Below are 23,647 nucleotides of genomic sequence, written 5' to 3' on the forward strand. Positions count from 1 at the left end.
AAAAAATAGCCCTTTATTAAAAGGGCTATTTTTATTCGCCATAAAACGTTAACAGTTAATCGTGTAGAAGATATTCTTAATTACAGTGGTGTACGTGTTTGACTCTCTGGATGAATATCCAGCACTGTTTTTTCATGTCTGACACTTGCAGCAGCTTCTGCGGCAGCCTGTTGTGCAAGCTGGATCTGCTCTTTACGAAGATGGTCAATATCTTTACGAAGACGTTTAATTTCCCAACTGGTTTGGAATACTCGGAAAACTTGCACACCGAGAAGCAAACCAACCACCACACCTAAGACTAAGGTCAGTAAAAGCAATAAGCCCAAACGCATTGCTGGAACTTGAGTAAATAGTAAATCTACTTGTAACTCAGCTGGGTTTTGAAGCACTAAAGCAAGCGAATAACCAAATATGGCAACGAGTAATGCAATTAATACATAACGCATAAACACCTCAATTCTTATTCGGCAGATTCGTTTACTGCGTCACGAAGTGCCTTACCAGGTTTAAAATGTGGGACTGCCTTTGCAGCTACATCTACAGACTTACCAGTTTTAGGATTACGCCCTAAACGTGGCTCACGGTGATGTAATGCAAAACTACCAAAACCACGGATCTCAATACGATCGCCGCTTGAAAGCGCTTCAATCATTTGATCAATCATAATCTTAACTGCATCTTCAACCAAAGGCTCAGCTAAGTGTGGGTTTTTAAGTGCAATCCGTTCAATTAAATCAGATTTATTAAGTGCTTCAGTAGTCATTGATGACCTCTTTAATTATTGCTACTTTCCAATGTTTTTAATAATAACCTGTTTAAATACAAAACGGTAGCGCAGTACATGATTACTACGCTACCGTTTACAGTATTTTTGTATAAAAAAGTACGTCTCAGTTACAAGAAACGTACTTTTTAACAAATTACTTCATTTGAGCTTTAATTAAGTCACCAATAGTCTTAGGACCATTGCTTTCTGCAACTTGAGTTGCAGCAGCTTGGCGAGCATTGTTCACAGCTTCTTTCTCTTCAGCTTCGTCTTTCGCTTTGATAGACAAGTTGATAGAGCGAGATTTGCGATCAACGTTGATGATCTTCGCTTCAACTTCTTGACCAACTTCTAAGAATTTAGTCGCATCTTCAACGCGGTCACGGTTGATTTCTGAAGCTTTAAGTGTTGCTTCGATGTCATCAGCTAATTTAACTGTAGCACCTTTAGCATCAACAGCAGTTACAGTACCTTTAACTAAAGCACCGCGCTCATTCGCAGCTAAGAAGTCATTGAATGGATCGCTGTTTAATTGCTTGATACCAAGGCTGATACGGTTGCCTTCAGCGTCAACAGATAAGATAACCGCTTCAACTGTGTCACCTTTCTTGTAACGACGAATCGCTTCTTCGCCTTGTTCGTTCCAAGAAATATCAGACAAGTGTACTAAACCGTCGATACCACCAGATAAACCGATGAAGATACCGAAGTCAGTGATTGACTTGATTGTACCAGAAACTTTTTCGCCTTTTTCATTTGCTTTAGCAAACTCTTCCCATGGGTTAGCACGAGTTTGTTTGATACCCAATGAAATACGACGACGTTCTTCATCAACTTCAAGAACCATAACATCAACTTCATCACCGATCTGAACAACTTTAGATGGGTGGATGTTTTTGTTTGTGTGGTCCATTTCTGAAACGTGTACTAAACCTTCAACGCCTTCAGCGATTTCAGCGAAGCAACCGTAGTCAGTTAAGTTAGTAACACGTGCTTTAACGATAGAACCTTTAGGGTAACGGCTCATGATCGCTAACCATGGATCTTCGCCTAATTGCTTAAGGCCTAAAGATACGCGGTTACGCTCGCGGTCAAATTTAAGTACTTTAACTGTAACTTCTTGACCAACTTCAACAACTTCTGAAGGATGCTTGATACGCTTCCAAGCCATATCTGTGATATGTAGAAGACCATCAATACCGCCAAGATCAACGAACGCGCCGTAATCAGTAAGGTTCTTGATTGTACCTGTAACTGTTTGACCTTCTTCAAGTTGAGCAAGTAATGCTTCACGGTCAGCTGAAGATTCAGCTTCCATAACTGCACGACGAGATACAACAACGTTGTTACGTTTAGCATCAAGTTTGATTACTTTGAACTCTAACTCTTTACCTTCAAGGTGAGTTGTGTCACGGATAGGACGAGTGTCAACTAAAGAACCTGGTAAGAATGCACGTACAGGACCGATGTCAACAGTGAAACCGCCTTTAACCTTACCAGAGATAACACCAGTAACGATTTCGCCGTCTTCAAAGATTTTCTCAAGTTTAGTCCAAGTTTCAGCACGTTTCGCTTTTTCACGTGATAAAACTGTTTGACCCATACCGTTGTCAAGCGCTTCAACAACTACGTCAACTGTATCGCCAACTTGAACTTCAAGTTCACGTTGTTCATTTAAAAATTCAGCACGGTCAACAACGCCTTCAGATTTAAGGCCAGTGTCAACAGTAACCCAGTCAGAATCGATACTAACAACAGTACCTTGGATGACTGCACCCTTTTCAACGTTGAGGTTTAATTCACTTTCTTCAAAGAGGGCTGCAAAAGATTCGGTCATGATATACCTGATAAAGTCCGCGGTCTTGGATCAGACAAGGCCGGTTTAGTTAAGTTGTTACATTGTCCAAAAAATCTGATCAAGCAATGCTTCAACTGATAAAAAATTTGTGTATCTACTGAATACGACTATCGATATAACTCACCATTAACTGAAACACTTCATTGATACCTATTGTAGAACTATCAATGATATACGCATCTTCAGCGGGCTTGAGTGGAGCAACCGAACGCTCCATATCTCTTTTATCTCTAGCCTGTATGTTAGATAAAATGTCGCTTATTTTAGCATCAAGACCCATACCCTGCAACTGTTTTACACGTCGCTCTGCGCGAGATTCAGCCGATGCAGTTAAGTAAATCTTGGCTTGGGCTTCTGGAAAAATCGATGTTGCCATATCTCGCCCATCAGCTACTAAACCTGGCGCCTGAATAAAAGCACGTTGACGTTCAAATAATGCTTTTCTTAATTCGGGTACAGTGGCAACTCTAGAAGCATACTCTCCAACTTGTTCTGTTCGAATGGTATTAGTGACATCGACCCCCTCAAGTAAAATCAATGTCGCTGCTTCAGTGGTTTTAAATTCGATATCTAAATGTGTTGCATACTCAACGCATTGATCTAAGTTCGAGTCAATTTGGTCAAGCAAGCCACGTTGAAAGAGTGACAATCCAAGTAAACGATATAGCGCTCCAGAATCTAATAAATTATATTGATAATGTGCGGCTATTTTGGCGGCTAATGTACCCTTACCTGAACCACTAGGGCCATCGATCGTAATAATATGAATTGTCATTTCCATCTCTTATGAAGCAACTGATTTGGCTAATTTTGAAAAGCCTAGTGTAATCGCTGCTTTGAGTTGTGCAAGAACTAATTTACTAACTAAAGGGGCTTTTGCCGTAAATTCAATCTTATAGGTCACCAAAGTAATATAAGGAGTAATTTCTTTAAAATCGATTTGTCCTAAATGATGCTTCACCAATGGATTATTAATCAGTTTATATTCAATCCGCTTATTTTCTTCCAACAGGGTAATTTCTTCTTGTAATGGTTTGATTGGACCAAACCCCATACGGCGAATCGAACCAATGCCATCAGGACGTTTTGGGTCAGCCGAGTCCTTTACACGAACAACTTGTAAAGGTGCAAACGCCTTATTGTAAGTAGCATGTTTTGACAACAAGTCAAAAACTTCTGAGATCGGTGCATTAAATTCTTTTTTTACAGTAATTGCATTACGCATAACATTGCCTTTTTATGTGATCCAAAATCATTGGAGGCTTAGTTTGCCATAATCTTAAAGACACTTTTAATCATTTAAGGACGTTTTTGATGACCGAATTTTCTTCTTTTCATCCCGCCTCTGTTTAAAGAAATCACTCAATTGTTGTGAACATTGTGCTTGTAAGCAACCTTGCTCAAAGACAAATTTATGATTGTAATAACCACTATCAAGTAGTTGTCTGGCACTGATTAAAGAACCCGCTTTTGGTTCGGTTGTAGCAAAGACTACGCGCTGAACACGTGCATGTACTAAAGCGCCTACACACATGGTACAAGGCTCAAGGGTGACATAGAGGGTAGTATCTTCAGGCAAACGATAGTTATTTAATGACTGGCACGCAACACGTAAAGCTTGTATCTCGGCATGCGCAGTTGGGTCGGAAAGCTTAATCGGCGCATTATATCCAGCACCAATCACCTGCCCATTACTCACTAAAATTGCCCCCACAGGGATTTCACCTTGGGCTGCGGCCAATGCAGCCTGCTCATAGGCAAGCTGCATCCAATATTCATCATTACGATTTTCAGAATTCATACGGCTCAGGCAATAACACCATATTGCTTTAACAATGCATTCCAGCTTTCGATATTAGTAACTGGAGGACAATCCCCCAAGATACCTTTCAAGCTAAGCTGCTCAGTTGCCTGCCATTCTGGAGATAAGTCTTTATCCACTAAACGAGCACGCACACCCTCGACAAAATCTGGATGACGAATCTTCCAATCAGAGATTTGGGCTTCTAGTGCAAAAACCTCATCCCAAGCATGACCTTGTTTGCCCCACTGCCATAATAACCAAGTAATTGCAGCTGTACTTGGAGAACCTTTCTGCAAGTTTTCACTGGCTTGGCGCAACCAGTCACTACTTGCATCACTCAATCCAATAATTGACTGGTAGTCATATTCAAAGCTTTGTCCACGACATACACTATGAATTACATCAATTGAGTTTTGCAACGGACCCGAAGCGACTGGGCGATGTAAACTATTTAGAGTATCATCAATCGCTCTGAATGCACCTGCTGGATAATGGTTCCAGTCTACATTCAAAACTTTCTGCAAGACATTATCACGTTGCGCTTCACAAATATGTGTCGCCCAACCAATACTGAATGCACCTGCGGCGGTCATGATTGAACCCGTTAATCCTGTAAACAGGCCAATTTGACCACGATCTGCCAAGAAACGGCTCGCACCAACATCTGGATACAAACCAATATTGATTTCTGGCATCGCCAAACGTGAATAAGGGGTGACTAGACGGAATGGCGCAGCCATAAACAGACCGAGCCCACCACCCATCACATAACCTTCGCCCCACACTACAATCGGTTTAGCATAATTATGTAACAATAGATCAAGCGCATATTCTTGCTGGAAGAATTGATTGGCCGCATCAACTTCCTGATTTATCACCAACTGGCGTAATTTACGTACATCACCACCTGCACAAAATGCTTTCGGTGTGGTTGAATCAAACCAGATTGCTTTCACCGTCTCATCGACATGAAAATCTTCAAAAACCTGAAGCAATGCACTGACGATGGATTCATCCAAAGCGTGCAAAGATTTAGGGCGATTAAGACGAATGATTCGCCAACCATTTTTTGCGTGTTCAATAACTAAATCTGGATGATAGCTATTTAAATCAGGAGAAGTCATTATGCGTCCAATTGCCAGTCTATAGGCTCAATGCCATGTTGTTTCAAATATTGATTGGTTTTAGAAAATACTTTACAGCCAAAAAAGCCACCACGATTCGCAGCAAGTGGTGATGGATGCGCTGCCGTTAGCACAAGATGTCTATTACGATCAATACGTTGACCTTTACGTTGTGCATACGCACCCCATAAAATAAACACCACATGTTCACGTTGTTCATTTAATACGTCAATAACAGTATCGGTAAAGTCTTCCCATCCTTGTTTTTGATGTGAAGTCGGCTGTCCTGCTTCTACCGTGAGTACACTGTTGAGTAACAGTACCCCTTGTGCTGCCCATTGGCTCAAATCACCATGACGTGAAATCGGTACAGCCAGATCGGTATGTAATTCGTGAAAAATATTACGTAAAGATGGCGGTAATGCAACCCCTCTTTGTACCGAAAAACTTAGACCATTGGCCTGATTTGGACCATGATATGGATCTTGGCCTAAAATAACGACTTTAACTTCACCAAGCGGTGTGGTATTCAGCGCATTAAAAATCTGTTTACTAGGTGGATAAATCGTCTTTTCAGCAACTTTTTCTTGCTGTAAAAACTCACGTAAATTATCCATTTTTTGACTAAGCAAAAACTCTGATAATGAGATTTTCCAAGACTCGTCCAACTGAACTTTACTTAATTTGTCCTGCTGCTGTTCAGTAAATTGCATCCACATTCCTTGAAATAAATTCACTCAAATACGTGCAAAAGCACTCAAATATTAACTTGTAATTCTACGTTTGGATTTTGGAACTTCATTCCTTTTTTCAGATTTTCATACATCTGAACATCACTCCATTCAGCCTGTACTTGCTCTGAAAACACAATTTGATCCAAACTTAATGCACCCATTTGTGCATTATCAATATCTTCCTGAAAACTCTGTGCATAACCCGTATCTGTTTCATGCACAATCACAGAATACACTTCAACATCACCCTCGCCGTTTTGAGTTGTGGTTGAGTTCAATACCTGCTGAGCAAGATAAAAGAAAATACGAGAAAACTGTTCAGCCGATGGCGAAACAGGTAAAGCAATCCAACGCGCACTAAATGTTTTACATGCCTCAATATAAGCAGGATCATCTTTCTGCCAAAAACAGATCGCATGATCAAAACTATCATACAACTCTTTAATAACGCCTTTTAACAGACCGAAGTCATAGACCATTTGCCCATGATCTAACTTTGACGCTTTTAATAATAATTCAACTTTATAGCTATGCCCATGGATCGAACGCTTACAGCGGTCCGATGTACAGTTACGTACAATATGAGCATTTTCAAACTTAAATAATTTACGAATTAACATGCACCAAGCTAATCTTTTATCTGCAAACGAATTTTATTATAAAGCAAAAAAACGTGCATTGGGATTGATTTTAAATCTTGTCACCATTTGATAAATCAATCTTCAAAGTCACTCAAATGGTGCAAGACTTCTTGAATAAACAGATACTTGCTTATCTTTACGCACCAAAGCACTGCTAAATTGACGCTTCCGTTCGCTTAAAACAACCTCAATTTGTGCGGTAAAATAATTGGACTTACTATCCAGTAAAGCGGCCGCATCAGTTTTATTTTGTTGTTCTATTCCAGAAAAAACACTTAACTTCCATAAATCTTCCACATTATTGAAATAAGTGAGCTCTGTTTGTTTACGTTTTAGCTCCTGCTCGACTGTTTTAACATCCACTGTTGGATCAATACTAGCAAGCAATAATGCTGGTGCCGTATTGATATTTACTTTGGTTTGTTCAGGTAAAGCCGTGACATAAGGTTTAATCAAATCGTAGTTTTTACCTTCAAAGCCCCTCACCAGCTTAAGCTCCTCAACACTATGAAACTTTGTATTGGGTACTAAATATGCAGGGTCTAAACCTTGATAATAGCTACTCTCAGCCCCCATTGCGCCAGTTACTTCTTCATTGCTATCTTGCCAGTCAATAACTGCCTGACTCAACTCAGCAGGCAAACCTACCCGCTGTAACAATTTTTCAAACCAGCGCCGTGCCGAATCATCAACTTGATTGCCATCTGCTTTGACCAAATTATTGAGGTTAAATTTTCCCGACTCATCAATCAAGCGGCCAGATACCAGACCATCCTCCACAGGAAACGGTGGCATCGGCTTGGCCCAGTTTTCCTGCAAATGGTCAATCGTACCGCCATTATCGCTGTCTTGGATCAATAGTTCGGAGAAAAAGGCTTCTGCACTTTTCGCATAGAGCAGCGATTGATTTTGACGCATCAAATAGCCTGTATTTTCAGAGGTATTGGTTTGTCTTTTGGCTATCGTCGCCGCTAAAATCGTTGCCAAGGCCACCATAACCAATATCGTGAGTAATGCGATACCACGCTGAGAGGAAGAGATTTTCATTGTTCTCATGGATTTCCTGCCCCCTGATTCGGAGTTAACAGGCTATATACCCATTCATAATCTGTCCCTGCAACAGTCAATTGTATTTTTAACCCTAAAGGTAGTTTTTTCAGCTCAGCGATATTGTTTGGATCACTGATATTTTCAGGCCATTGCGTCAGTTCCTGCGGATTCAGAACCATCACCTTAAATTGATCCACATTATCCAGCAACGTACTTGAAATCGGCTGTACGCGATTTGGAATATTCAAATTCGAATACTTTAATCGATATACTTTCTTTTGTGCTGAATCATAGCGATATTCAATGCGCTCATAGGGTGAAAGTCCCTGTTTCAATGGGTCTGAAACCCCAGCCTTACTAAATGCAAAGTGTTGATCATTCAATACAATGGCCGCTTGCAATTGTCGCCCATCATTTGCCGTCACAGGGATAATCTGCAAGCTATCTCTTAAAACCTGTTGATAGGCATCTTGCAAGGCAAATAGATACGTTTCATGCTCTGCATTTCGATCTTTTACTTTTAGTAGATAATCAAAGACCTTCCATCCCAACATTGAAAGCACAGCAAAAATTGCAATTGCAACCAACAATTCAACCAAAGTAAAGCCTGATTGACGCAAAGAGCGATGCTCAGCATGATATGTCATTGTGTTCTCGCCTTTGCAGGATAGTTAAAGAACACAAGATTCGTAACACCCGCTTCGACCTTACCTTGTTCATTATTAAATAAGCTGACTTGCAACTCGATACGTTGAATTTTCGGGCTTATCGTCGATTGTGCTTTTTTATCAATTTGCCAAGTTTCACCTTGTGAAGTAATTTGCTTGGATTGTGTTCCATCCAGCCATTCCTGATTGATTTCCATCATCGCCACTTCATTCATTGCGACAAATTGTGCTTTAGTTCTTAAAATCGCATTTGAGGTTGACTGCGTGTATTGCATCGCAACTTTAGTTAAGGCAATTGCTGCTACAGCAAAGATCGCCAAAGCGACCATCACTTCGAGTAAGGTAAATCCTGAGCGAGGGTTAGTGAAACAACGTTTCACCTGAGCGCAAGACGGAGAGCTATGCTCGACGTGAACACGGTTAAATCGAGCAACGCTCGATCGTGTCGCAAGACGAGAAGCTATGCTTTGAGTTGCAGGATAAGTGAAACAACGTTTCACCCGAGCGCAAGACGAAGAGCTATGCTCGAAGTGAGCAGGTCTCCGCCGAGCACCGCTCGGCCCTGCTGCAAGGCGAGAAGCGATGCTTCGATTATTAGAATTGTTCACCCAAGCACAAGATGGAACGCTTTCATCTGAATATTTAATTTTCATTTATTTTACCCAAATGATCTAGCTCTAACTCATGACCAATCGGTTGTTGCTCATAATAGAACTGTATCCGAACAGGCTTCACTTCACCATTGCCAAACCAAATCAATTGCGGCGCTTTACCACCTAATAAGTCTTCATTTTTTGCTTTGTTATAGTTCGCTGTGTCAAGACTTTGAATACTAAAAGACACATGATCAGGTAATTGGCGAGTTTTAAATTCTTTATACTGTTGCCAAGTACGGTCTGCCTGCTGAATCTGCTCACGGCTTTGATCGTGGTATTCAAACAAGTTATAACTAAACGGTGCTACATCTGTGGCATTCCGAGTATTTAGAGCAAAAACTTTGGCCTGATCTGTTGCTTCTTTATTGATTTTTTTCAGATCAAGAACAAACATTTCTCTAGCCTGCATTGCTCGGCGTTGATCGACTCCCCCAATATTTAATACCACCAGAGATGCCATGATGGTCATAATAACAATCACCACCATGACCTCAATCAGGGTAAAGGCTTTTTGCGAATGTGGTGGTGATCTCATTATCATTTCAACTATGGGAGTACAGGTTCGAGTAACTTAGGTAATGCTAAAGCTTGCTCGATATAGGCAACACGTAAGGTATCTCGAGAACCTAAATAACGTTGATAGAAACTCGAGTTCAAAATTACCGCCGCACCATAGGTCAACGACCAAATTGAGGCGAGATAATCACGAGTAGTCATGGTGCTATTGATACTCAATAAATAACTTTCGGTCATCCGAATGATGATACGTAAACGCTGTCGACGTACTTTATATAACTCACTAAAAAGCAATTGAATACCCTGACCCGTTGTCGAAAGGCGCTCTTCAATCTGGTGAAATAATGCTGTACGTTCAGGGTGATGTAAATGATGCAACATAAAGAATGCTAAATGCTCGGGAAAAGCCTTTTCAGTATCCTGAATCATCTCCAACAACATACGCTCATTACGGATAATGAGCAGCATGTATAGTTCATCTTTACTTTGAAAATGCTTATATAGCGTACCTTTAGCAAGATCCAGTTCTGCTGCCAAAGCATCTAGCGTCATGCCAGCTTCACCATTTTCTAATAGGAGTTGCTCCGCGATTTGAAAAATTAATACTTCTCGTGCTCTGAACTGAGCCTGACGATCCATTTTCACGTAATAACTCTCTTTCCTAGTACATCAAAAACCGTTTACTTCAAATTTAAGAGATTCTCAAAATTTTGTGTTGTAATCATGCCAATCTCTTCAACCGATTTATCATATACATCACTTAATGCTTTTGCTACAAAAGGAACGTATTTCGGTTCATTGGTTTTACCTCGATACGGCATAGGTGCTAAATAAGGGCTATCCGTTTCAATCAACAAACGATCAAGTGGTACCTGCTTCGCAACATCACGTAAGTCTTGTGCATTTTTAAAAGAGACAATACCAGAAAAGGAAATGTAATAACCACAATCCAGAATCGCTTTTGCCGTTTCCCAATCTTCAGTAAAACAATGCAGAATGCCATGTGTAGATTGTTCTGCCCGAATAATATCGACAGTATCGTGTTTCGCTGCTCGGGTGTGCACCACCACAGGCTTCTTAACAATCTTAGATGCTTCAATATGACGTGCAAAACAACGTTTTTGCTCAGCAACAAAATCGGTACTATGATAATAATCTAAACCCGTTTCGCCTAAGGCCCAGACTTTGTCTGACTGAGCAAGTTGAACCAGATAATCCGTTGTTGCACGCGCCATGATATGCTCGTCTTCACAAGGATGCACACCCACTGAATAGCCCACATCTTCATGTCGAGCAGCAATTTCAGCCAATTTAACATGATCATCAAGATCAACTGAAATACCCATGAACTTGGACACACCTGCAAGTCGCGCTTGTTCAAGTGCTTGATCTAAATCCCCTTGATAAGGACTTAGATCTAACATGGTTAAATGGCAATGCGTATCAACAAACACTCTTTCTTCCTATTCTCTTTACGACTACATGGTATAACTTGGACGATCCAAGCCTTTCATACCCGCTAATAATTTTTCAGCTTCATTTTTATAATACACACCTTTTTCACCAACAAGCTGGATTGCAAAACCTTGTGGTTTAAAATGCGTCTGTTTATGTGAAATCCAGATCACCTTTCCGGTCAAAGGAATCTTTTGTGATTGCTCAGGTAAGGTTGCCAGCACAAACACCTCTTGCCCCATTTTAACGGCTTGTTTCGTTGGTACAAATAGACCACCGCCCACAACAAAAGGCATATAGCTGGATTGCAATGTGGTTTTATCTGGAATATTGACCTGTATAATTCCGCCCATCATTTGTGGTTGCATAACATTCCCCTGTCAAATACTAATTCATTAACACATTAATAATTTTATACCATTGATAAATCTTAAAAATATTACTAGCCCGCATCATGTTAGAGAATTTTCATTGGTGACTGTCTAATAAAAAATCTATACTCGATTTATGGCTTGATTATAGAAAACAATCGAACAAACAACAAATAATGTTTAAATAAAACCAGAACAAAGCCACCAACCTGAGTCTTATTTAAACAAGCCAAGCATTCTAGATAAGATTGTTTAAACCAAGATGACAATTTATCAAAATTGACTGAACCCACTCGATTAAAGCATAAAGAGGCAGATCAACAGGAGTTTTGAATGAAAAGAATGAACCTGGTCATCTTGTGTAGTGCTTACCTATTCAGTCCATCCATGCTCTATGCGAAGACTTTGAACACTCAACCCAAATTCACTGACTACCCCGTGCAGATTTATAAAGGGCCCACTGCACAATTAGACAAGAGTGATGCTGATGCTCGTTTGTTTAGAACACGATTATCAGAAGGATTAAAAGAAAAACCTGACTATGCAGGAGAATATGTCGCAGTTGGTTGGGGTTGTGGTGCGATGTGTTTTAGCCTGACCTTAATTAGTAAAAGAACAGGAAAAATTCTCAACGTATTCGGTGGTGAAACTGGAGAAAAGTTAATTGATATCCGCCCCAATAGCTTATTATTGGTGAGCCATGGTTCCGTTCAAATCAATGAAAAAGATATCTATGCTAAAAAATTTTACCTCCTCAAAAACAACCAATTGAAACTGGTTTATTACACTCCACTTCCTACAGGAAGTGAAGATGATGATAACACCTTAAATCCATAAATAATTTAGGTTGATCGAGATAGTAAGGCCGGCTTAATATCTCGACCGAATAGATTATTTTGTTGCTTTGACAATCTCAGCTTTATCAAATGAGAACCAGCATTCACCTTGCGTTGCCCATTTTGATTCAGTTGTACCCAGCACACCCGTCACGGTAATCCGATCACCAACTTTTAGATTGCTAATTTTGTCTGTATTTACTTTTAAATCGTCACGTGTCAAGCCTTGTCCTTTACATTTACTATTACTTGGATCTTTAAAAATAATCGCAATCTGGTTTTGAGAAATCACCTCACCAGTTTTAGTAATACGAGTAATGATTCCTGGTACTTCAAGACGCTGAGCATCCCATTTCCGTTTTGCAGTAATTTCATTTTGTTGCCAATCCCTCCAGATTTCAGAAAGCGTTGCTTTCTTCGCAGGCCCCAAACCACGAAAGTCCCCACTGAGGATATCTCCAGTTTTATTTAAAATTCCATCCGTTGCAGACATTGCTGAATCCAATGTCTGACAAGCACTTAATGACAAAAAGCTGAAAGCGACCAAAAGTGTTTTTACGTGCATATTTCAATTCCCTAGCATATCGAGCAAAATGACATGTGAAAAAATAACATATTTATTAAAATATGTGAATTTTTAACATTCACCATAAGGGAAATTTTTTCCATAAAAAAACCGCTCTTGTAAGCGGCTTCTTTACTCAACATTCACGTCATGAATGACTATTTTTCAGTGCATTTATAATCAAAATTCAACGCACTAATCATTTGATCTGTATGTCTTGAAATCACAGAAATATTACTCACCCCAGCTTCTATATAAAGCGTACCACTGAACTGATTCATGACCACACCTTGAGCATGATTAAATGAATAGCTATATACACATTCATATGCTTGAGAGCCTACATTTGAAGCATTAATCGCAAATGAGGAGCCATTAATATTGGATACAAATTTCGGTTCAGCCATTGCGATATTTGGCATTACTGCAAATGATAAAGCAATCGCTATAAATGTTATTTTCATCTCTATATTCCTTATTTTTTAATATTATTGTGAAGTAACTCACATTTTATATAGTTTTAATCAGGTTTGAAGAGTGCCGAACAATTTATATACAAACTTTACATAAACATGATAAAACTTAGCCCTCATCTTTGATTTAGAAGGCTAAGTCTATAAATTTAATTAAAATATTTTTAAAATCTACTTAAGCAACATTCATCAACTGAATAAATAACTCATCCAGCACCAGTTGGGTTTGAACATTTTGCTCAATCATTAACTTTTTCTGCTGTAAGTCAGAGTAAATCGTAAACAGCGCTTCCAAACTGTAGAACTCAGCAAGTGCTTTAAAGTCCAAATCATCATTCTTTAAGGATTGATTCAACTTTAAACTGATCAAATCCCCTAAAAGATATTCAAACATGGTGATCAATTCAGAGAAATTTAATTCTTTAGACCACTTATTTGAATAGTTTAAAGGCATATTCTTTTCAGCCACTAACTTAAACCAATCATTCAAGAATAATGCACGTTTCTGTAACCATTCACTCTTTTCAATCTCAATCGCTGTCAACGGCATATCATTGGCAAGATTTAACAATAATGAAACTTGCTCGGCATTAATCTCAGGAATTTGCTGTTGTACAAATGTTTGTGCCTCCTGAATCGTTAATCGGTCTAAAGCAAAATGCTGTAGGCGACTTCGGATCGTTGCAGGAAGTTTTAGGTAATGGTCGGCCAATAAGATCAGTACAACCTTCTCGCCAGGCTCTTCCAAGGTCTTGAGCAGTGCATTGGCAGAGGCCGTATTTAAGGCTTCAGCAGGCTCAATAACCACCACACGCCAACCCTCTCCTGTTTGCTGAACAAACGGAAGTAAGTCTCGGATTTTTTCAATTTTAATTTTTGCATTTTGCTTTTTATTGTCTTCATCCGTGGTGATATGCACATAGTTTGGATGTGTATCGGACTTCAACCATTGACAACTGGTACACTCACCACAGGCCCGTTGTGCCTGTTTATTTAGACACAGCACCCAAGCCACAAATCGCTCTGCAAACTCTTGCTTGGCGCAACCTTTCTTTCCGTAAAACAAAAGACCATGGCCAAGTTCAGGGAACCGCGTTGTTAACAATTCCCATGTCTGAGCATGCCAAGGATAAATCACTGTAGATTGAGTATCGACCATAGTTATTCAAATGCACTCACAGGCAGAGTGTTTAAACGATCTAAGTCTGCCTGAGTATCAACGCCTGGCGGTAAATTAGCTTCTGCCACAGCAATCGCGATACGGTGACCGTTTTCGAGCACACGGAGTTGCTCCAAACTTTCCAACTTTTCGAGATGACCTTGTTCCCAAGTGACATAGTCTTGCAGCAATTTCACACGATAGGCATATAGACCTAAATGACGAAAAGCTTGATCATGCAATGTTGCTTCGCTCTGTTTCGCAGCATCACGATCATACGGAATGGTTGCACGGCTAAAATATAACGCCTCATTACGCTTACTCATCACCACTTTAACAATACTATCTCGCTGAAACTCATCTAACTGATGGATCGGCTCACACAGCGTAGACATTGAGCATTGCGGATTGTCGACTAAAAGCTGGCTCACCTGCTGAACCAATTGTGCTGGTAACAATGGCTCATCACCTTGCACATTGACGATAATATCATCTTGAGCCCAGCCTTTCAGGCGTGCGACTTCGCTTAAACGGTCAGTGCCTGAAGGATGTTCTGCACGGGTCATTACCACATCAACCCCTTCCGCACGACACACCTCTGCGATACGCTCATCATCCGTAGCGACACACAGATCATCAAAACCTGCAACTTTTTTGGCTTGGTCGACCACACGCAAAATCATTGGACGGCCATGAATCAGGAGTAACGGTTTTGCTGGCAAACGAGAACTCGCAAAACGAGCAGGAATGACAATATGTTTCATGGACGCTCTCTAAGAAAATTGAATACCGACATGCTGTAATTGTTGTTTCAGCAAGTCATAACAATCGGATGATAATACAGCCTCAACAGGAACCACCCAAATCGGTGTATTAAATTCAGGATGTTGTTTTAATAAAGTTTTAAATTTTACTGCATCTTTTTCAGTGGTGATAATCGCATCATGATTGTCGAATGTTAAATCGCCGATTTCATAATCATGATGATCTGGAAATTCATGTGCCTGATACTGCTGTACATTCAAACTATTGAGTGTTTGATAAAAACGTTGCGGAAAACCAATGCCAACCACTGCATTAAAATACTGATCCACATCAAACCAGCTTTCTTCAAGATTGGTATTTAAAAGATAAGGTTGCCCCACCGCCAAATGCATACTTCTTTGCGCTTGTGCAGTTTTGCTATGTTCAATCACAGTACTATCTTTTAGGCGTGATTTAGGCTCACGTAAATAGCCTTCTGGTAATAGCTTTTCATTACCCAAACCGCGATTTTGATCTAATACGATCCATTCAATTTGACGTGCCAGAGCCCAATGTTGCAAGCCATCATCACTAATGATGAGATCAAGTTTTTCCTGTTCGAGTAACAACTCGATCGAAGCTTGTCGATTCGGCCCAACCGCCATCGGGACATGGGTCGATTGAACAATAAGGCAGGGTTCATCACCGGCAGTATCGGGTTCAGATCGTTGCGTCACCAAAAGTGGGAATGGACCTTCGCCGCCATATCCCCGACTAATGACACCCACACGAATCTGATGCTGTTGTAAATATTTGACCAATTGAATCAGCAATGGCGTTTTACCGCTGCCGCCAACGGTAATATTACCAATGACCATGACAGGTACTGGTGCCGTATAAACAGGTTTAATTCCGTGTTTATACAAAGCCTGATTGGCACAAAAACCTAAGCGATACAACCAAGACAGGGGGCGCAACACCACTAACCACGAAGCTTGTTCATTCCAAGCATCCTGTATTCGTTGCGCCATCGACATACTTAGTTTTCCTCGAAGTTACGTTGGTGTAGCTGATAGTACATGCCATGTTTTTCGAGTAACTCAGCATGGGTACCTTGTTCAATAATCTGACCTTTATCCATCACGACAATGACATCTGCATTTTCAACTGTAGATAAACGGTGGGCAATCACAATGGTGGTACGGCCCTGCATAGCTTCATCAAATGCTTGCTGAATAAAGTATTCAGATTCATTATCCAAGGCACTGGTCGCTTCGTCTAAAATTAAAATTGGAGAGTCTTTTAAAATTGCTCTTGCAATCGCAATACGCTGACGCTGACCACCAGATAGATTTAAACCTTGAGCACCTAAAATCGTGTCATAACCTTGTGGTAGGTTCATAATAAAGTCATGCGCATAAGCAGCTTTAGCCGCAGCAATCACTTGCTCATCACTCGAGTCTTGTAACTGACCATAAGCAATATTATCGCGTACTGAGCGGTTAAATAACACGACTTGCTGATTCACTGTCGCAATTTGTGATCGCAAATAAGCCAACTCAATATCCTGAACAGGGATATCGTCAAAGTAAATTTGCCCTTCACTTAACTCTTGAAAGCGTGGCAACATATTCACTAAAGAAGTTTTCCCTGCACCAGAGCGCCCAACCAATGCAATGGTTTGACCTGCTTTAATATCTAAAGAAAAGTCTTTTATTGCATGTGTACCATCTTCATAACGCAAGTTTGCATGGTCAAATTTAATATTGCCATGTAACACAGGTTTAAGCTGCCCGTTGTTCACTTCTTCAGGCATATCTAGCAATTCAAAAACTGAATGGGCAGCTGCCAAACCACGTTGAAGTTTTTCATTGATATCGGTTAAGTTCTTTACTGGCTTTGATATCAAACCTGCAGCGGTAATAAATGATATAAACTCACCTGCAGACGTATCACCAAAAACTTGAGGACGCAAAGCCAACCAAAGAATAATCGCCATTGCCATCGACAATAACAGCTGAATGATCGGACTATTAATATTCTGCACGACGACCATTTTCAAACCACGACGAAGGTTTTCTTCAGAAGATTTATAAAAACGCTTCTGTTCAAAAGCTTCACCCGTAAAACTCTTTACAACAGAGTTTCCAGTAATCGTCTCTTGTACCACATGGTTCACATCCCCCATGGTATTTTGCACTTGAATCGACAGTTTACGCATCTTTTTTGATGCGACTCTGACCAGCAAACCAATAAATGGCATGAAAACCACGATACACAGTGTTAAACGCCAATTGGTATAGAGTAAATAGCTCAACAAACCAATAACAATCAAACCATCTTTGATGAGCGTCTGTAAAGACTCAGAAGAAGCTGCTGTTAACTGCTCTACGTTGTACATCAATTTGGCACTAATATGCCCTGCGCTATTATCAAGATAGTATTGCGCTGGCAGTCTTAGTAGCTTTGCATAGACTTCCTGACGGATGCTAAACACTAAACTACGCGAAATAACAGCAGAGAAATAACCACCAAGGAATAGACCGACGCCACGGAAGAACATCAATAAGACAATGAGGGCTGGAAACCAGTCCAAGTTTGTACGACTACCTTCTTGAATGGCATCAATAATGTATTTCAGCAACTTTGCGACAGAAACTTCCGTCGCAGCGTTGATTCCAAAACCAAGTAAGACGAGTAAGGCTACGCCCCAATAAGATTTTAAATACGATATTAAACGGACATAAACCTTAAAATCCTGATTCACTCAGTAAAACCTCTCGTTGGAACTTTGGTGCTGATATTGACGTTAACAAATCCGAGTTGACCTGCCACATCCATCACACGAATGACATCCTGATGTGCAGCTTTGGCGTCAGCAGCAATAATAAACATAAAATCACGACGATCTTGTGCAACCTGCTTAATTGCTGTGCTTAAGTCAGCAATATCTTTACTTGATAAAGCCTGACCATTGACAGAATAATGCCCTGTGGAGTCTACCATGATTTCAATTTTGTGATCGAATTGTTTAGGCGGTACACCCTGCGCATCTGGCAATGTTAGGTTTATACGACTTTGCTGACTAAATGTCGTAGAAAGTAATAAAAACACCAAGATAAATAACATACAGTCAATCATTGGTGTCAAATTGATATGAATATCTTCAACCTGAGAACGCTTAAACTTCATGCGAACACCTCGGCTTAACTGGCACGACGATGTTCTTGTACATGTCCTGCTTTCTTGTAAAAAAGCGCGGCATGAAACAAGGTCGACTGCTGCTCTAATTCAGCAATATATTCATGTACCACGCGTTGAAAATAACGATATGCAATCATGGCAGGAATCGCAATTAACATCCCAACAGCAGTGGTAATTAAAGCCTTAGAAATACCTGGCATCATCATACTGGCATTACCAGCCGACCCCACATCTATCACTAAAAATGATTCGATAATCCCGAGTACTGTTCCAAGTAAACCCAATAAAGGTGCAATTGCACTCAAGGTCCCTAAGAAGTTGATGTTTTTTTCGAGATAACTAATTTCTTGAGAAGCTGTAGCTTCCATCTGAGCACGTGCAAATTGTTCGCCTTGGTCTTGATGCTCATAACCCGCTTTAAGAATACGCCCCAAAGGACTTTTTGATGCTTCATCTTGTTGTAACTGCGTAATAACCGACTCTACATCCGAACCATTGACAAGCAACGCTTGCGGTAAAACTTGTGACCGTTTTAAACGAATATATCGTTCAAGTGTAATCGCAACCGTAAAAATTGATGAGAGAATGAGGGGCAGCATTAACCAGCCACCCGCTTTCACAAGTTCCCACATATTATTCCCCAATAATATTTAAACTATAAAAGGATGGACTTGGATTCATTGATCATTCTAGCAATTTTGCGAAAAACTCAACGAATCCATCCTTGATATTAGTTCGGCAAACAAATATTGAGGATTCCATCCAACTCATCCAATGAGTGGTAATGAATGACCATTTTCCCTTTACCTTTCTGATTATGGTCAATTTTCACATTTGCCCCGAAACGCTCCGAAAGTTTCTGAGTCAATTGTTCAATATCTGGAGAAATCTGAGCCTTTTCCTTTTCAGGTTTTGGTTCACTCCACTCACGAACTAACTGTTCAGTTTGGCGTACCGACAAACCTTTTTCAATCACGATTTGTGCAACCGCAATCTGATCTTTTGCTTTCAATGTCAAAATCGCACGGGCATGCCCCATATCAATCTGACCCTGTTGCATTAAGTCCTTAATCGGATCAGCCAAGCTCAACAAGCGTAACAAATTACTCACTGTAGTACGTGCCTTGCCGACCGTATCTGCAATTTCTTGATGACTTAAACCAAACTCATCATGGAACCGTTGTAAAGCAACCGCCTGATCAATCGGGTTTAAATCTTGACGTTGAATGTTTTCAATTAAAGCCAAGGCAATTGCGACTTGATCATTTAAATCACGTACAATCGCGGGAATTTCAGCCAAACCAGCCAATTGTGCTGCACGCCAACGACGTTCACCCGCGATAATTTCATATGGATGCTGTTCATCATCTACAGGACGAATCACAATCGGTTGCATCACACCATGTTTTTCAATTGATGCTGCAAGCTCTTGTAAATCCTGCTCTTGGATGAAACGACGTGGCTGATATTCACCACGCTTCAACAAGTTAACATCAATTTGCTTGAGTTGACCATGATCCAAGGCTTGTGCTTCAAGTTGCAATTTCTCTTTTTGAATTGAACCCAATAGCGCATCTAAACCACGACCTTTAGCCAATCCGCGTTTCTTGATGCTCATACAGCACTTCCTTTTTTCACTTTACTTTTCTTCAACATTTCTGCAGCGAGATTCAAATATGAAACAGCGCCTTTCGAACTTTTCTCAAAATAAATCACAGGCAAACCATGTGCAGGTGCTTCAGCCAAACGAATATTTCGCGGAATGACCGTTTCATAGAGTTTTTTACCAAAATATTGCTCTAATTCAGCTGACACATCACGTGTCAATGCATTACGAGCGTCATACATGGTACGTAATACCCCAACAATTTCCAAGTTTGGATTAAGGGCTTTTTGTATACGGTCAATGGTTTGTGTAAGGTCAGCCAAGCCTTCCAGAGCATAGTATTCACATTGCATTGGAATAATCACACCATTGACAGCCGCCAAGGCATTCACAGTGATCAGGCTTAAACTTGGCGCACAGTCCACAATAATATAATCAAATGCGGAATCGACTTCTTGCAATGCATTTTTAAGAATGAACTCTCGTCCCTCCTGTTCTGCAATGGCAAGTTCCACACCTGCAAGCTCACGGTTTGCACCTAAAACCTTATAACCTACTTCAGCTTTTTGAATAGCTGTTTCAATCGGCACTTCACCCAACAACACATCTGTAACTGAATAAAGTAAATCATTCTTTTGAATGCCAGACCCCATGGTGGCATTCCCTTGTGAGTCCATATCGACCAACAAGACACGTTTCTTCAAGATCGCCAAAGAAGCAGCAAGATTGACTGCTGTCGTGGTTTTTCCCACACCACCTTTTTGGTTTGCAATCGCAATAATTTGAGCCATGACTACCCTTAATATTTTTATTGAATACGTTGAAGTAAAAGTAAATGACGCTGTTCATCCAATCTTGGCACACGCAGTTCAATGATCTTACATGAATACTGATCTTTCATCTGCTCAACTTCATCCTCTGGGATTAAGCCTTTCATTGCGGCAATGATACTTTGTTGGTGCATATAAGGTTGCGCTGCGTCCACAAAGTCTGTCAAAGAAGCAAATGCCCGACTGGTAATGACATCGAACTGACCAAGCTCACCGATACTATCTTCATTCTCTACACGTGTTTGCACAGCAATAACATTTTTCAGTTTTAAATCTGCAATAAATTGCTTCAAGAAACGAATCTTTTTCCCATTTGAATCTAATAGTACACAAGAACGTTCTGGTTGGCATAATGCAATGATCATGCCTGGCATACCACCGCCCGTACCCACATCCAATAGGCGACCTTGTGGTAAATCATTTAAGATACTTAAACTATCTAATAAATGTTTAACCAACATTTCTTTCGGCTCACGAATTGCCGTCAAGTTGTAGGCCTTATTCCATAGCACGAGAGCATCTTGATATTTCAATAAGAGTATTAGGGCGTCCTCACTCAGGTTCAGACCTAGCGCTTGACTACCTTGCTTTAATTCTTGAAAAAAAGGATGCATAACAGTGCAACATCTCGATAAATTTGCTGTGCAGTATACCGATTTCTGATACAAGGCACAGTAGGACTTGTTGAACGATTATGCAGTTAAACATTTACAAGCATGATAAACTGCACAATCCGCTAAGTTTTTGTCTGTTCTTATGCAAATCACAGATAGACAAAGCATTTTTTATTATGCAAACGTGCCCTGCTTGATTTGCTGATCCAACTGTTGCAAACGCTCAGGCGTACCTACATCCACCCAAATTGCCTGCATTTTTTCAGCAGAAACCTGCTGTTGTTGCATCGCTTGTTTCAACAATGGCGCTAAAGGTCGCTTGCCATTTTCCAAACCAGCGAACATCTGCGGTGCCAATACCGCAACGCCACTATAAGTTAATGCTTCGCCAAGTTGCTCTTGTTCAAAGGTGTAAGCCAAATCATTCGCAAGGATAAAGTCACCTTTCAAATGCTGTGGTGGATTCTCTACCAAGACCAAATGGGCTTGTTTATCCTCCAACTGAACACTTAAAAGTGATGAAAAGTCCATTGTGGTCCAAACATCACCATTTACCAAGATAAAAGGTTGATCACCCAACAACGGTAAAGCATTAATGATACCACCCGCCGTTTCCAAACCCTCACCTTCATGTGACCACAAGATAGTCACACCAAATTGAGAGCCATCACCCAGCGCAGCAACAAGCTTATCTCCCAACCAAGCCGTATTAATCACGATCTCAGTCACACCCACTGCTTTCAACTTTTCAATATGCCAAACAATCAGTGGTTTTCCACCCACCTCAAGTAGAGGTTTTGGCGTATGCAAGGTCAATGGTCGCATACGATTACCAAGACCTGCCGCAAGAATCATGGCTTTCATTATGCTGCAACCTCGTAATCACCATATTTCGCAATAAACTTCGGCATGACCACATCACGTATAAACTGCATAAAGTCATTCAACTCATCGTAGCCTTGGCTTTCTTCAAGTAAATACCACATCACACGTGGTAAATCTTTTAAATAGCCAGATTTACCATCACGTTCAAACAGGCGTACAAAGATACCTAAAATTTTCAAATGGCGCTGAATTGCCATCAAGTCCGCATCTCGCTTGAATTGCTCAAAACTACGGTTTTCTTTTGCTGATGCAGGTAATAAGTTATAGAACACCTCAAACCATTCATATACACGCTCAGCATTCCACTGTACATAGGCATCACGTGTAATTGAAATTAAGTCATAAGTATCCGCACCAATTACTGCGTCCTGAAAATCAATCACACCTAATTCTTGCTCATTCTCGATTTTCATCAAATTACGACTGTGAAAATCACGATGTACAATCACTTGTGGCTGCTGAGTTGCTTCAATCGCAAGAAAATCGAATGCTTGTTCGATTGTTTCCAATTGCTGCTCTGTCGGTTGAATGTTCAATGAAGGCAACATCCAATCTGTAAGCAAACGCATTTCAGTCATTAACTTTTCATAAGAATAAGCTGGCAATTGTGCATCACCATCGACCTGCTGCAATTCAATCAACTGCTTAAAACTTTGAGCATAATATTGATCTACTGTTTGATCATTGAGTAGTGTTGATAACACCACATCCCCAAAATCTTCCAATAACAGCAGTCCCAAAGTTAAGTCTTTCGCAACAATGTGCGGAACACGCACACCATTTTTGTCAAAAAACTCATCAATACTGACAAATGGTACACAATCTTCTTTTTCAGGAGGCGCATCCATTAGCATGTATGTTTTGTTTTGTAACTTAATTCGCGCATAGCGACGAAAGCTTGCATCTCCAGCCAGAAAGCTGATCTCAAATTGATCAGATTGTAGAGTGGCTTGAAGCCAAGTTTGTATCAATTGTTCACGTTGTGTATTCATTTGCAATAAAATCTAAAACTAGCTGAGATTTTGAAAGCTTAAGTGTAGCCACTTATCAACTTTTTCTCTATGATGCGACAATAATTAATTGTGAAT

Annotated in this window: 30 protein-coding genes; 1 reads left to right on the top strand and 29 read right to left on the bottom strand. The window is 40.4% G+C overall.

Translation table 11 applies throughout. From position 1 onward, the window contains the following. Positions 1-80: 80 nt before the first annotated feature. From NG55_RS01640 to NG55_RS01715, 16 genes are all read right to left on the bottom strand, one after another. Positions 81-446, bottom strand: a complete 366-nt coding sequence (locus tag NG55_RS01640) for a lipopolysaccharide assembly protein LapA domain-containing protein (protein WP_016539905.1) — start codon at positions 444-446, stop codon at positions 81-83. Between the two features lie 14 nt (positions 447-460). Then, positions 461-763: an integration host factor subunit beta gene (locus tag NG55_RS01645; protein ID WP_004653854.1), complete on the bottom strand. Its 303-nt coding sequence runs from the start codon at positions 761-763 to the stop codon at positions 461-463. 157 nt (positions 764-920) lie between these two features. After that, positions 921-2,603, bottom strand: coding sequence for a 30S ribosomal protein S1 (gene rpsA / locus NG55_RS01650; protein ID WP_016539904.1), 1,683 nt, complete (start codon positions 2,601-2,603; stop codon positions 921-923). A 115-nt stretch (positions 2,604-2,718) separates the two neighbouring features. Beyond that, on the bottom strand, positions 2,719-3,399 hold the full coding sequence (gene cmk / locus NG55_RS01655) for a (d)CMP kinase (protein WP_065342132.1): 681 nt from the start codon (positions 3,397-3,399) through the stop codon (positions 2,719-2,721). A 9-nt stretch (positions 3,400-3,408) separates the two neighbouring features. Further along, positions 3,409-3,849, bottom strand: a complete 441-nt coding sequence (locus tag NG55_RS01660) for an SRPBCC family protein (RefSeq protein ID WP_004653858.1) — start codon at positions 3,847-3,849, stop codon at positions 3,409-3,411. A 66-nt stretch (positions 3,850-3,915) separates the two neighbouring features. Continuing rightward, positions 3,916-4,425: a tRNA adenosine(34) deaminase TadA gene (gene tadA, locus NG55_RS01665; protein ID WP_016539902.1), complete on the bottom strand. Its 510-nt coding sequence runs from the start codon at positions 4,423-4,425 to the stop codon at positions 3,916-3,918. A 5-nt stretch (positions 4,426-4,430) separates the two neighbouring features. Next, positions 4,431-5,555, bottom strand: a complete 1,125-nt coding sequence (locus tag NG55_RS01670) for an enoyl-CoA hydratase/isomerase family protein (protein ID WP_171068284.1) — start codon at positions 5,553-5,555, stop codon at positions 4,431-4,433. Beyond that, the gene (gene ung / locus NG55_RS01675) at positions 5,552-6,265 is read right to left on the bottom strand and encodes a uracil-DNA glycosylase (RefSeq protein WP_016539900.1); all 714 of its coding nucleotides are present in this window, start codon (positions 6,263-6,265) and stop codon (positions 5,552-5,554) included. Before ung ends, NG55_RS01670 begins: the two co-directional genes overlap by 4 nt. 44 nt (positions 6,266-6,309) lie before the next feature. After that, positions 6,310-6,906 carry a 6-pyruvoyl trahydropterin synthase family protein gene (locus NG55_RS01680; RefSeq protein WP_016539899.1) on the bottom strand — a complete coding sequence of 199 codons (597 nt, stop codon included), beginning with the start codon at positions 6,904-6,906 and terminating at the stop codon, positions 6,310-6,312. 108 nt (positions 6,907-7,014) lie between these two features. Next, entirely contained in the window at positions 7,015-7,974 is a 960-nt protein-coding gene (gene gspK / locus NG55_RS01685) for a type II secretion system minor pseudopilin GspK (protein ID WP_065342133.1), read from the bottom strand. Positions 7,975-7,979: 5 nt separating this feature from the next. Then, the gene (gene gspJ / locus NG55_RS01690; protein WP_065342134.1) at positions 7,980-8,624 is read right to left on the bottom strand and encodes a type II secretion system minor pseudopilin GspJ; all 645 of its coding nucleotides are present in this window, start codon (positions 8,622-8,624) and stop codon (positions 7,980-7,982) included. After that, positions 8,621-9,025, bottom strand: a complete 405-nt coding sequence (gspI, locus tag NG55_RS01695; protein ID WP_228704161.1) for a type II secretion system minor pseudopilin GspI — start codon at positions 9,023-9,025, stop codon at positions 8,621-8,623. The genes gspJ and gspI overlap by 4 nt, the downstream gene beginning before the upstream one ends. Positions 9,026-9,287: 262 nt before the next feature. Next, positions 9,288-9,836 (bottom strand): pilus assembly FimT family protein, encoded by a 549-nt coding sequence (locus NG55_RS01700; RefSeq protein WP_065342135.1) that lies wholly within the window; start codon positions 9,834-9,836, stop codon positions 9,288-9,290. Between the two features lie 11 nt (positions 9,837-9,847). Then, the gene (locus NG55_RS01705; RefSeq protein ID WP_016660313.1) at positions 9,848-10,456 is read right to left on the bottom strand and encodes a TetR/AcrR family transcriptional regulator; all 609 of its coding nucleotides are present in this window, start codon (positions 10,454-10,456) and stop codon (positions 9,848-9,850) included. Between the two features lie 41 nt (positions 10,457-10,497). Beyond that, positions 10,498-11,271: a TatD family hydrolase gene (locus NG55_RS01710; protein ID WP_065342136.1), complete on the bottom strand. Its 774-nt coding sequence runs from the start codon at positions 11,269-11,271 to the stop codon at positions 10,498-10,500. Positions 11,272-11,295: 24 nt separating this feature from the next. Next, positions 11,296-11,640: a PilZ domain-containing protein gene (locus NG55_RS01715; RefSeq protein ID WP_004806631.1), complete on the bottom strand. Its 345-nt coding sequence runs from the start codon at positions 11,638-11,640 to the stop codon at positions 11,296-11,298. Between the two features lie 336 nt (positions 11,641-11,976). Between NG55_RS01715 and NG55_RS01720 the strand changes: the two genes are divergently transcribed. Continuing rightward, complete coding sequence (locus NG55_RS01720; RefSeq protein ID WP_016660312.1) at positions 11,977-12,480, top strand: hypothetical protein; 504 nt, start codon at positions 11,977-11,979, stop codon at positions 12,478-12,480. A gap of 54 nt (positions 12,481-12,534) precedes the next feature. On the opposite strand, the gene NG55_RS01725 is transcribed toward NG55_RS01720, so the two are convergent. The 13 genes from NG55_RS01725 to NG55_RS01785 form a co-directional block, all read right to left on the bottom strand. Then, positions 12,535-13,044: a hypothetical protein gene (locus NG55_RS01725; RefSeq protein WP_016660311.1), complete on the bottom strand. Its 510-nt coding sequence runs from the start codon at positions 13,042-13,044 to the stop codon at positions 12,535-12,537. 158 nt (positions 13,045-13,202) lie between these two features. Further along, positions 13,203-13,508 carry a hypothetical protein gene (locus NG55_RS01730; RefSeq protein WP_065342137.1) on the bottom strand — a complete coding sequence of 102 codons (306 nt, stop codon included), beginning with the start codon at positions 13,506-13,508 and terminating at the stop codon, positions 13,203-13,205. A 184-nt stretch (positions 13,509-13,692) separates the two neighbouring features. Further along, positions 13,693-14,676, bottom strand: coding sequence for a DNA polymerase III delta prime subunit (locus tag NG55_RS01735; RefSeq protein WP_016539889.1), 984 nt, complete (start codon positions 14,674-14,676; stop codon positions 13,693-13,695). 2 nt (positions 14,677-14,678) lie between these two features. Continuing rightward, on the bottom strand, positions 14,679-15,440 hold the full coding sequence (gene kdsB / locus NG55_RS01740; protein ID WP_016539888.1) for a 3-deoxy-manno-octulosonate cytidylyltransferase: 762 nt from the start codon (positions 15,438-15,440) through the stop codon (positions 14,679-14,681). Between the two features lie 9 nt (positions 15,441-15,449). Beyond that, positions 15,450-16,457, bottom strand: a complete 1,008-nt coding sequence (lpxK, locus tag NG55_RS01745; RefSeq protein WP_065342138.1) for a tetraacyldisaccharide 4'-kinase — start codon at positions 16,455-16,457, stop codon at positions 15,450-15,452. Positions 16,458-16,459: 2 nt separating this feature from the next. After that, the gene (gene msbA, locus NG55_RS01750; protein ID WP_016539886.1) at positions 16,460-18,187 is read right to left on the bottom strand and encodes a lipid A export permease/ATP-binding protein MsbA; all 1,728 of its coding nucleotides are present in this window, start codon (positions 18,185-18,187) and stop codon (positions 16,460-16,462) included. Beyond that, positions 18,184-18,612 (bottom strand): ExbD/TolR family protein, encoded by a 429-nt coding sequence (locus NG55_RS01755; protein ID WP_004806616.1) that lies wholly within the window; start codon positions 18,610-18,612, stop codon positions 18,184-18,186. The genes msbA and NG55_RS01755 overlap by 4 nt, the downstream gene beginning before the upstream one ends. Before the next feature lie 14 nt (positions 18,613-18,626). Beyond that, a complete protein-coding gene (locus NG55_RS01760) occupies positions 18,627-19,256 on the bottom strand; it encodes a MotA/TolQ/ExbB proton channel family protein (protein WP_065342139.1) in 630 nt (209 codons plus the stop codon). A gap of 98 nt (positions 19,257-19,354) precedes the next feature. Then, the gene (locus NG55_RS01765) at positions 19,355-20,242 is read right to left on the bottom strand and encodes a ParB/RepB/Spo0J family partition protein (RefSeq protein WP_016539884.1); all 888 of its coding nucleotides are present in this window, start codon (positions 20,240-20,242) and stop codon (positions 19,355-19,357) included. Then, positions 20,239-21,021 (bottom strand): ParA family protein, encoded by a 783-nt coding sequence (locus tag NG55_RS01770; RefSeq protein WP_016539883.1) that lies wholly within the window; start codon positions 21,019-21,021, stop codon positions 20,239-20,241. The genes NG55_RS01765 and NG55_RS01770 overlap by 4 nt, the downstream gene beginning before the upstream one ends. Positions 21,022-21,038: 17 nt before the next feature. Further along, on the bottom strand, positions 21,039-21,674 hold the full coding sequence (rsmG, locus tag NG55_RS01775) for a 16S rRNA (guanine(527)-N(7))-methyltransferase RsmG (RefSeq protein WP_065342140.1): 636 nt from the start codon (positions 21,672-21,674) through the stop codon (positions 21,039-21,041). Between the two features lie 174 nt (positions 21,675-21,848). Then, positions 21,849-22,538: an N-acetylmuramate alpha-1-phosphate uridylyltransferase MurU gene (gene murU / locus NG55_RS01780; RefSeq protein WP_065342141.1), complete on the bottom strand. Its 690-nt coding sequence runs from the start codon at positions 22,536-22,538 to the stop codon at positions 21,849-21,851. Continuing rightward, complete coding sequence (locus tag NG55_RS01785; RefSeq protein WP_065342142.1) at positions 22,538-23,551, bottom strand: aminoglycoside phosphotransferase family protein; 1,014 nt, start codon at positions 23,549-23,551, stop codon at positions 22,538-22,540. The genes murU and NG55_RS01785 overlap by 1 nt, the downstream gene beginning before the upstream one ends. Between the last annotated feature and the right edge of the window lie 96 nt (positions 23,552-23,647).

This window comes from Acinetobacter gyllenbergii (assembly GCF_001682515.1).
GTDB lineage: Bacteria > Pseudomonadota > Gammaproteobacteria > Pseudomonadales > Moraxellaceae > Acinetobacter > Acinetobacter gyllenbergii.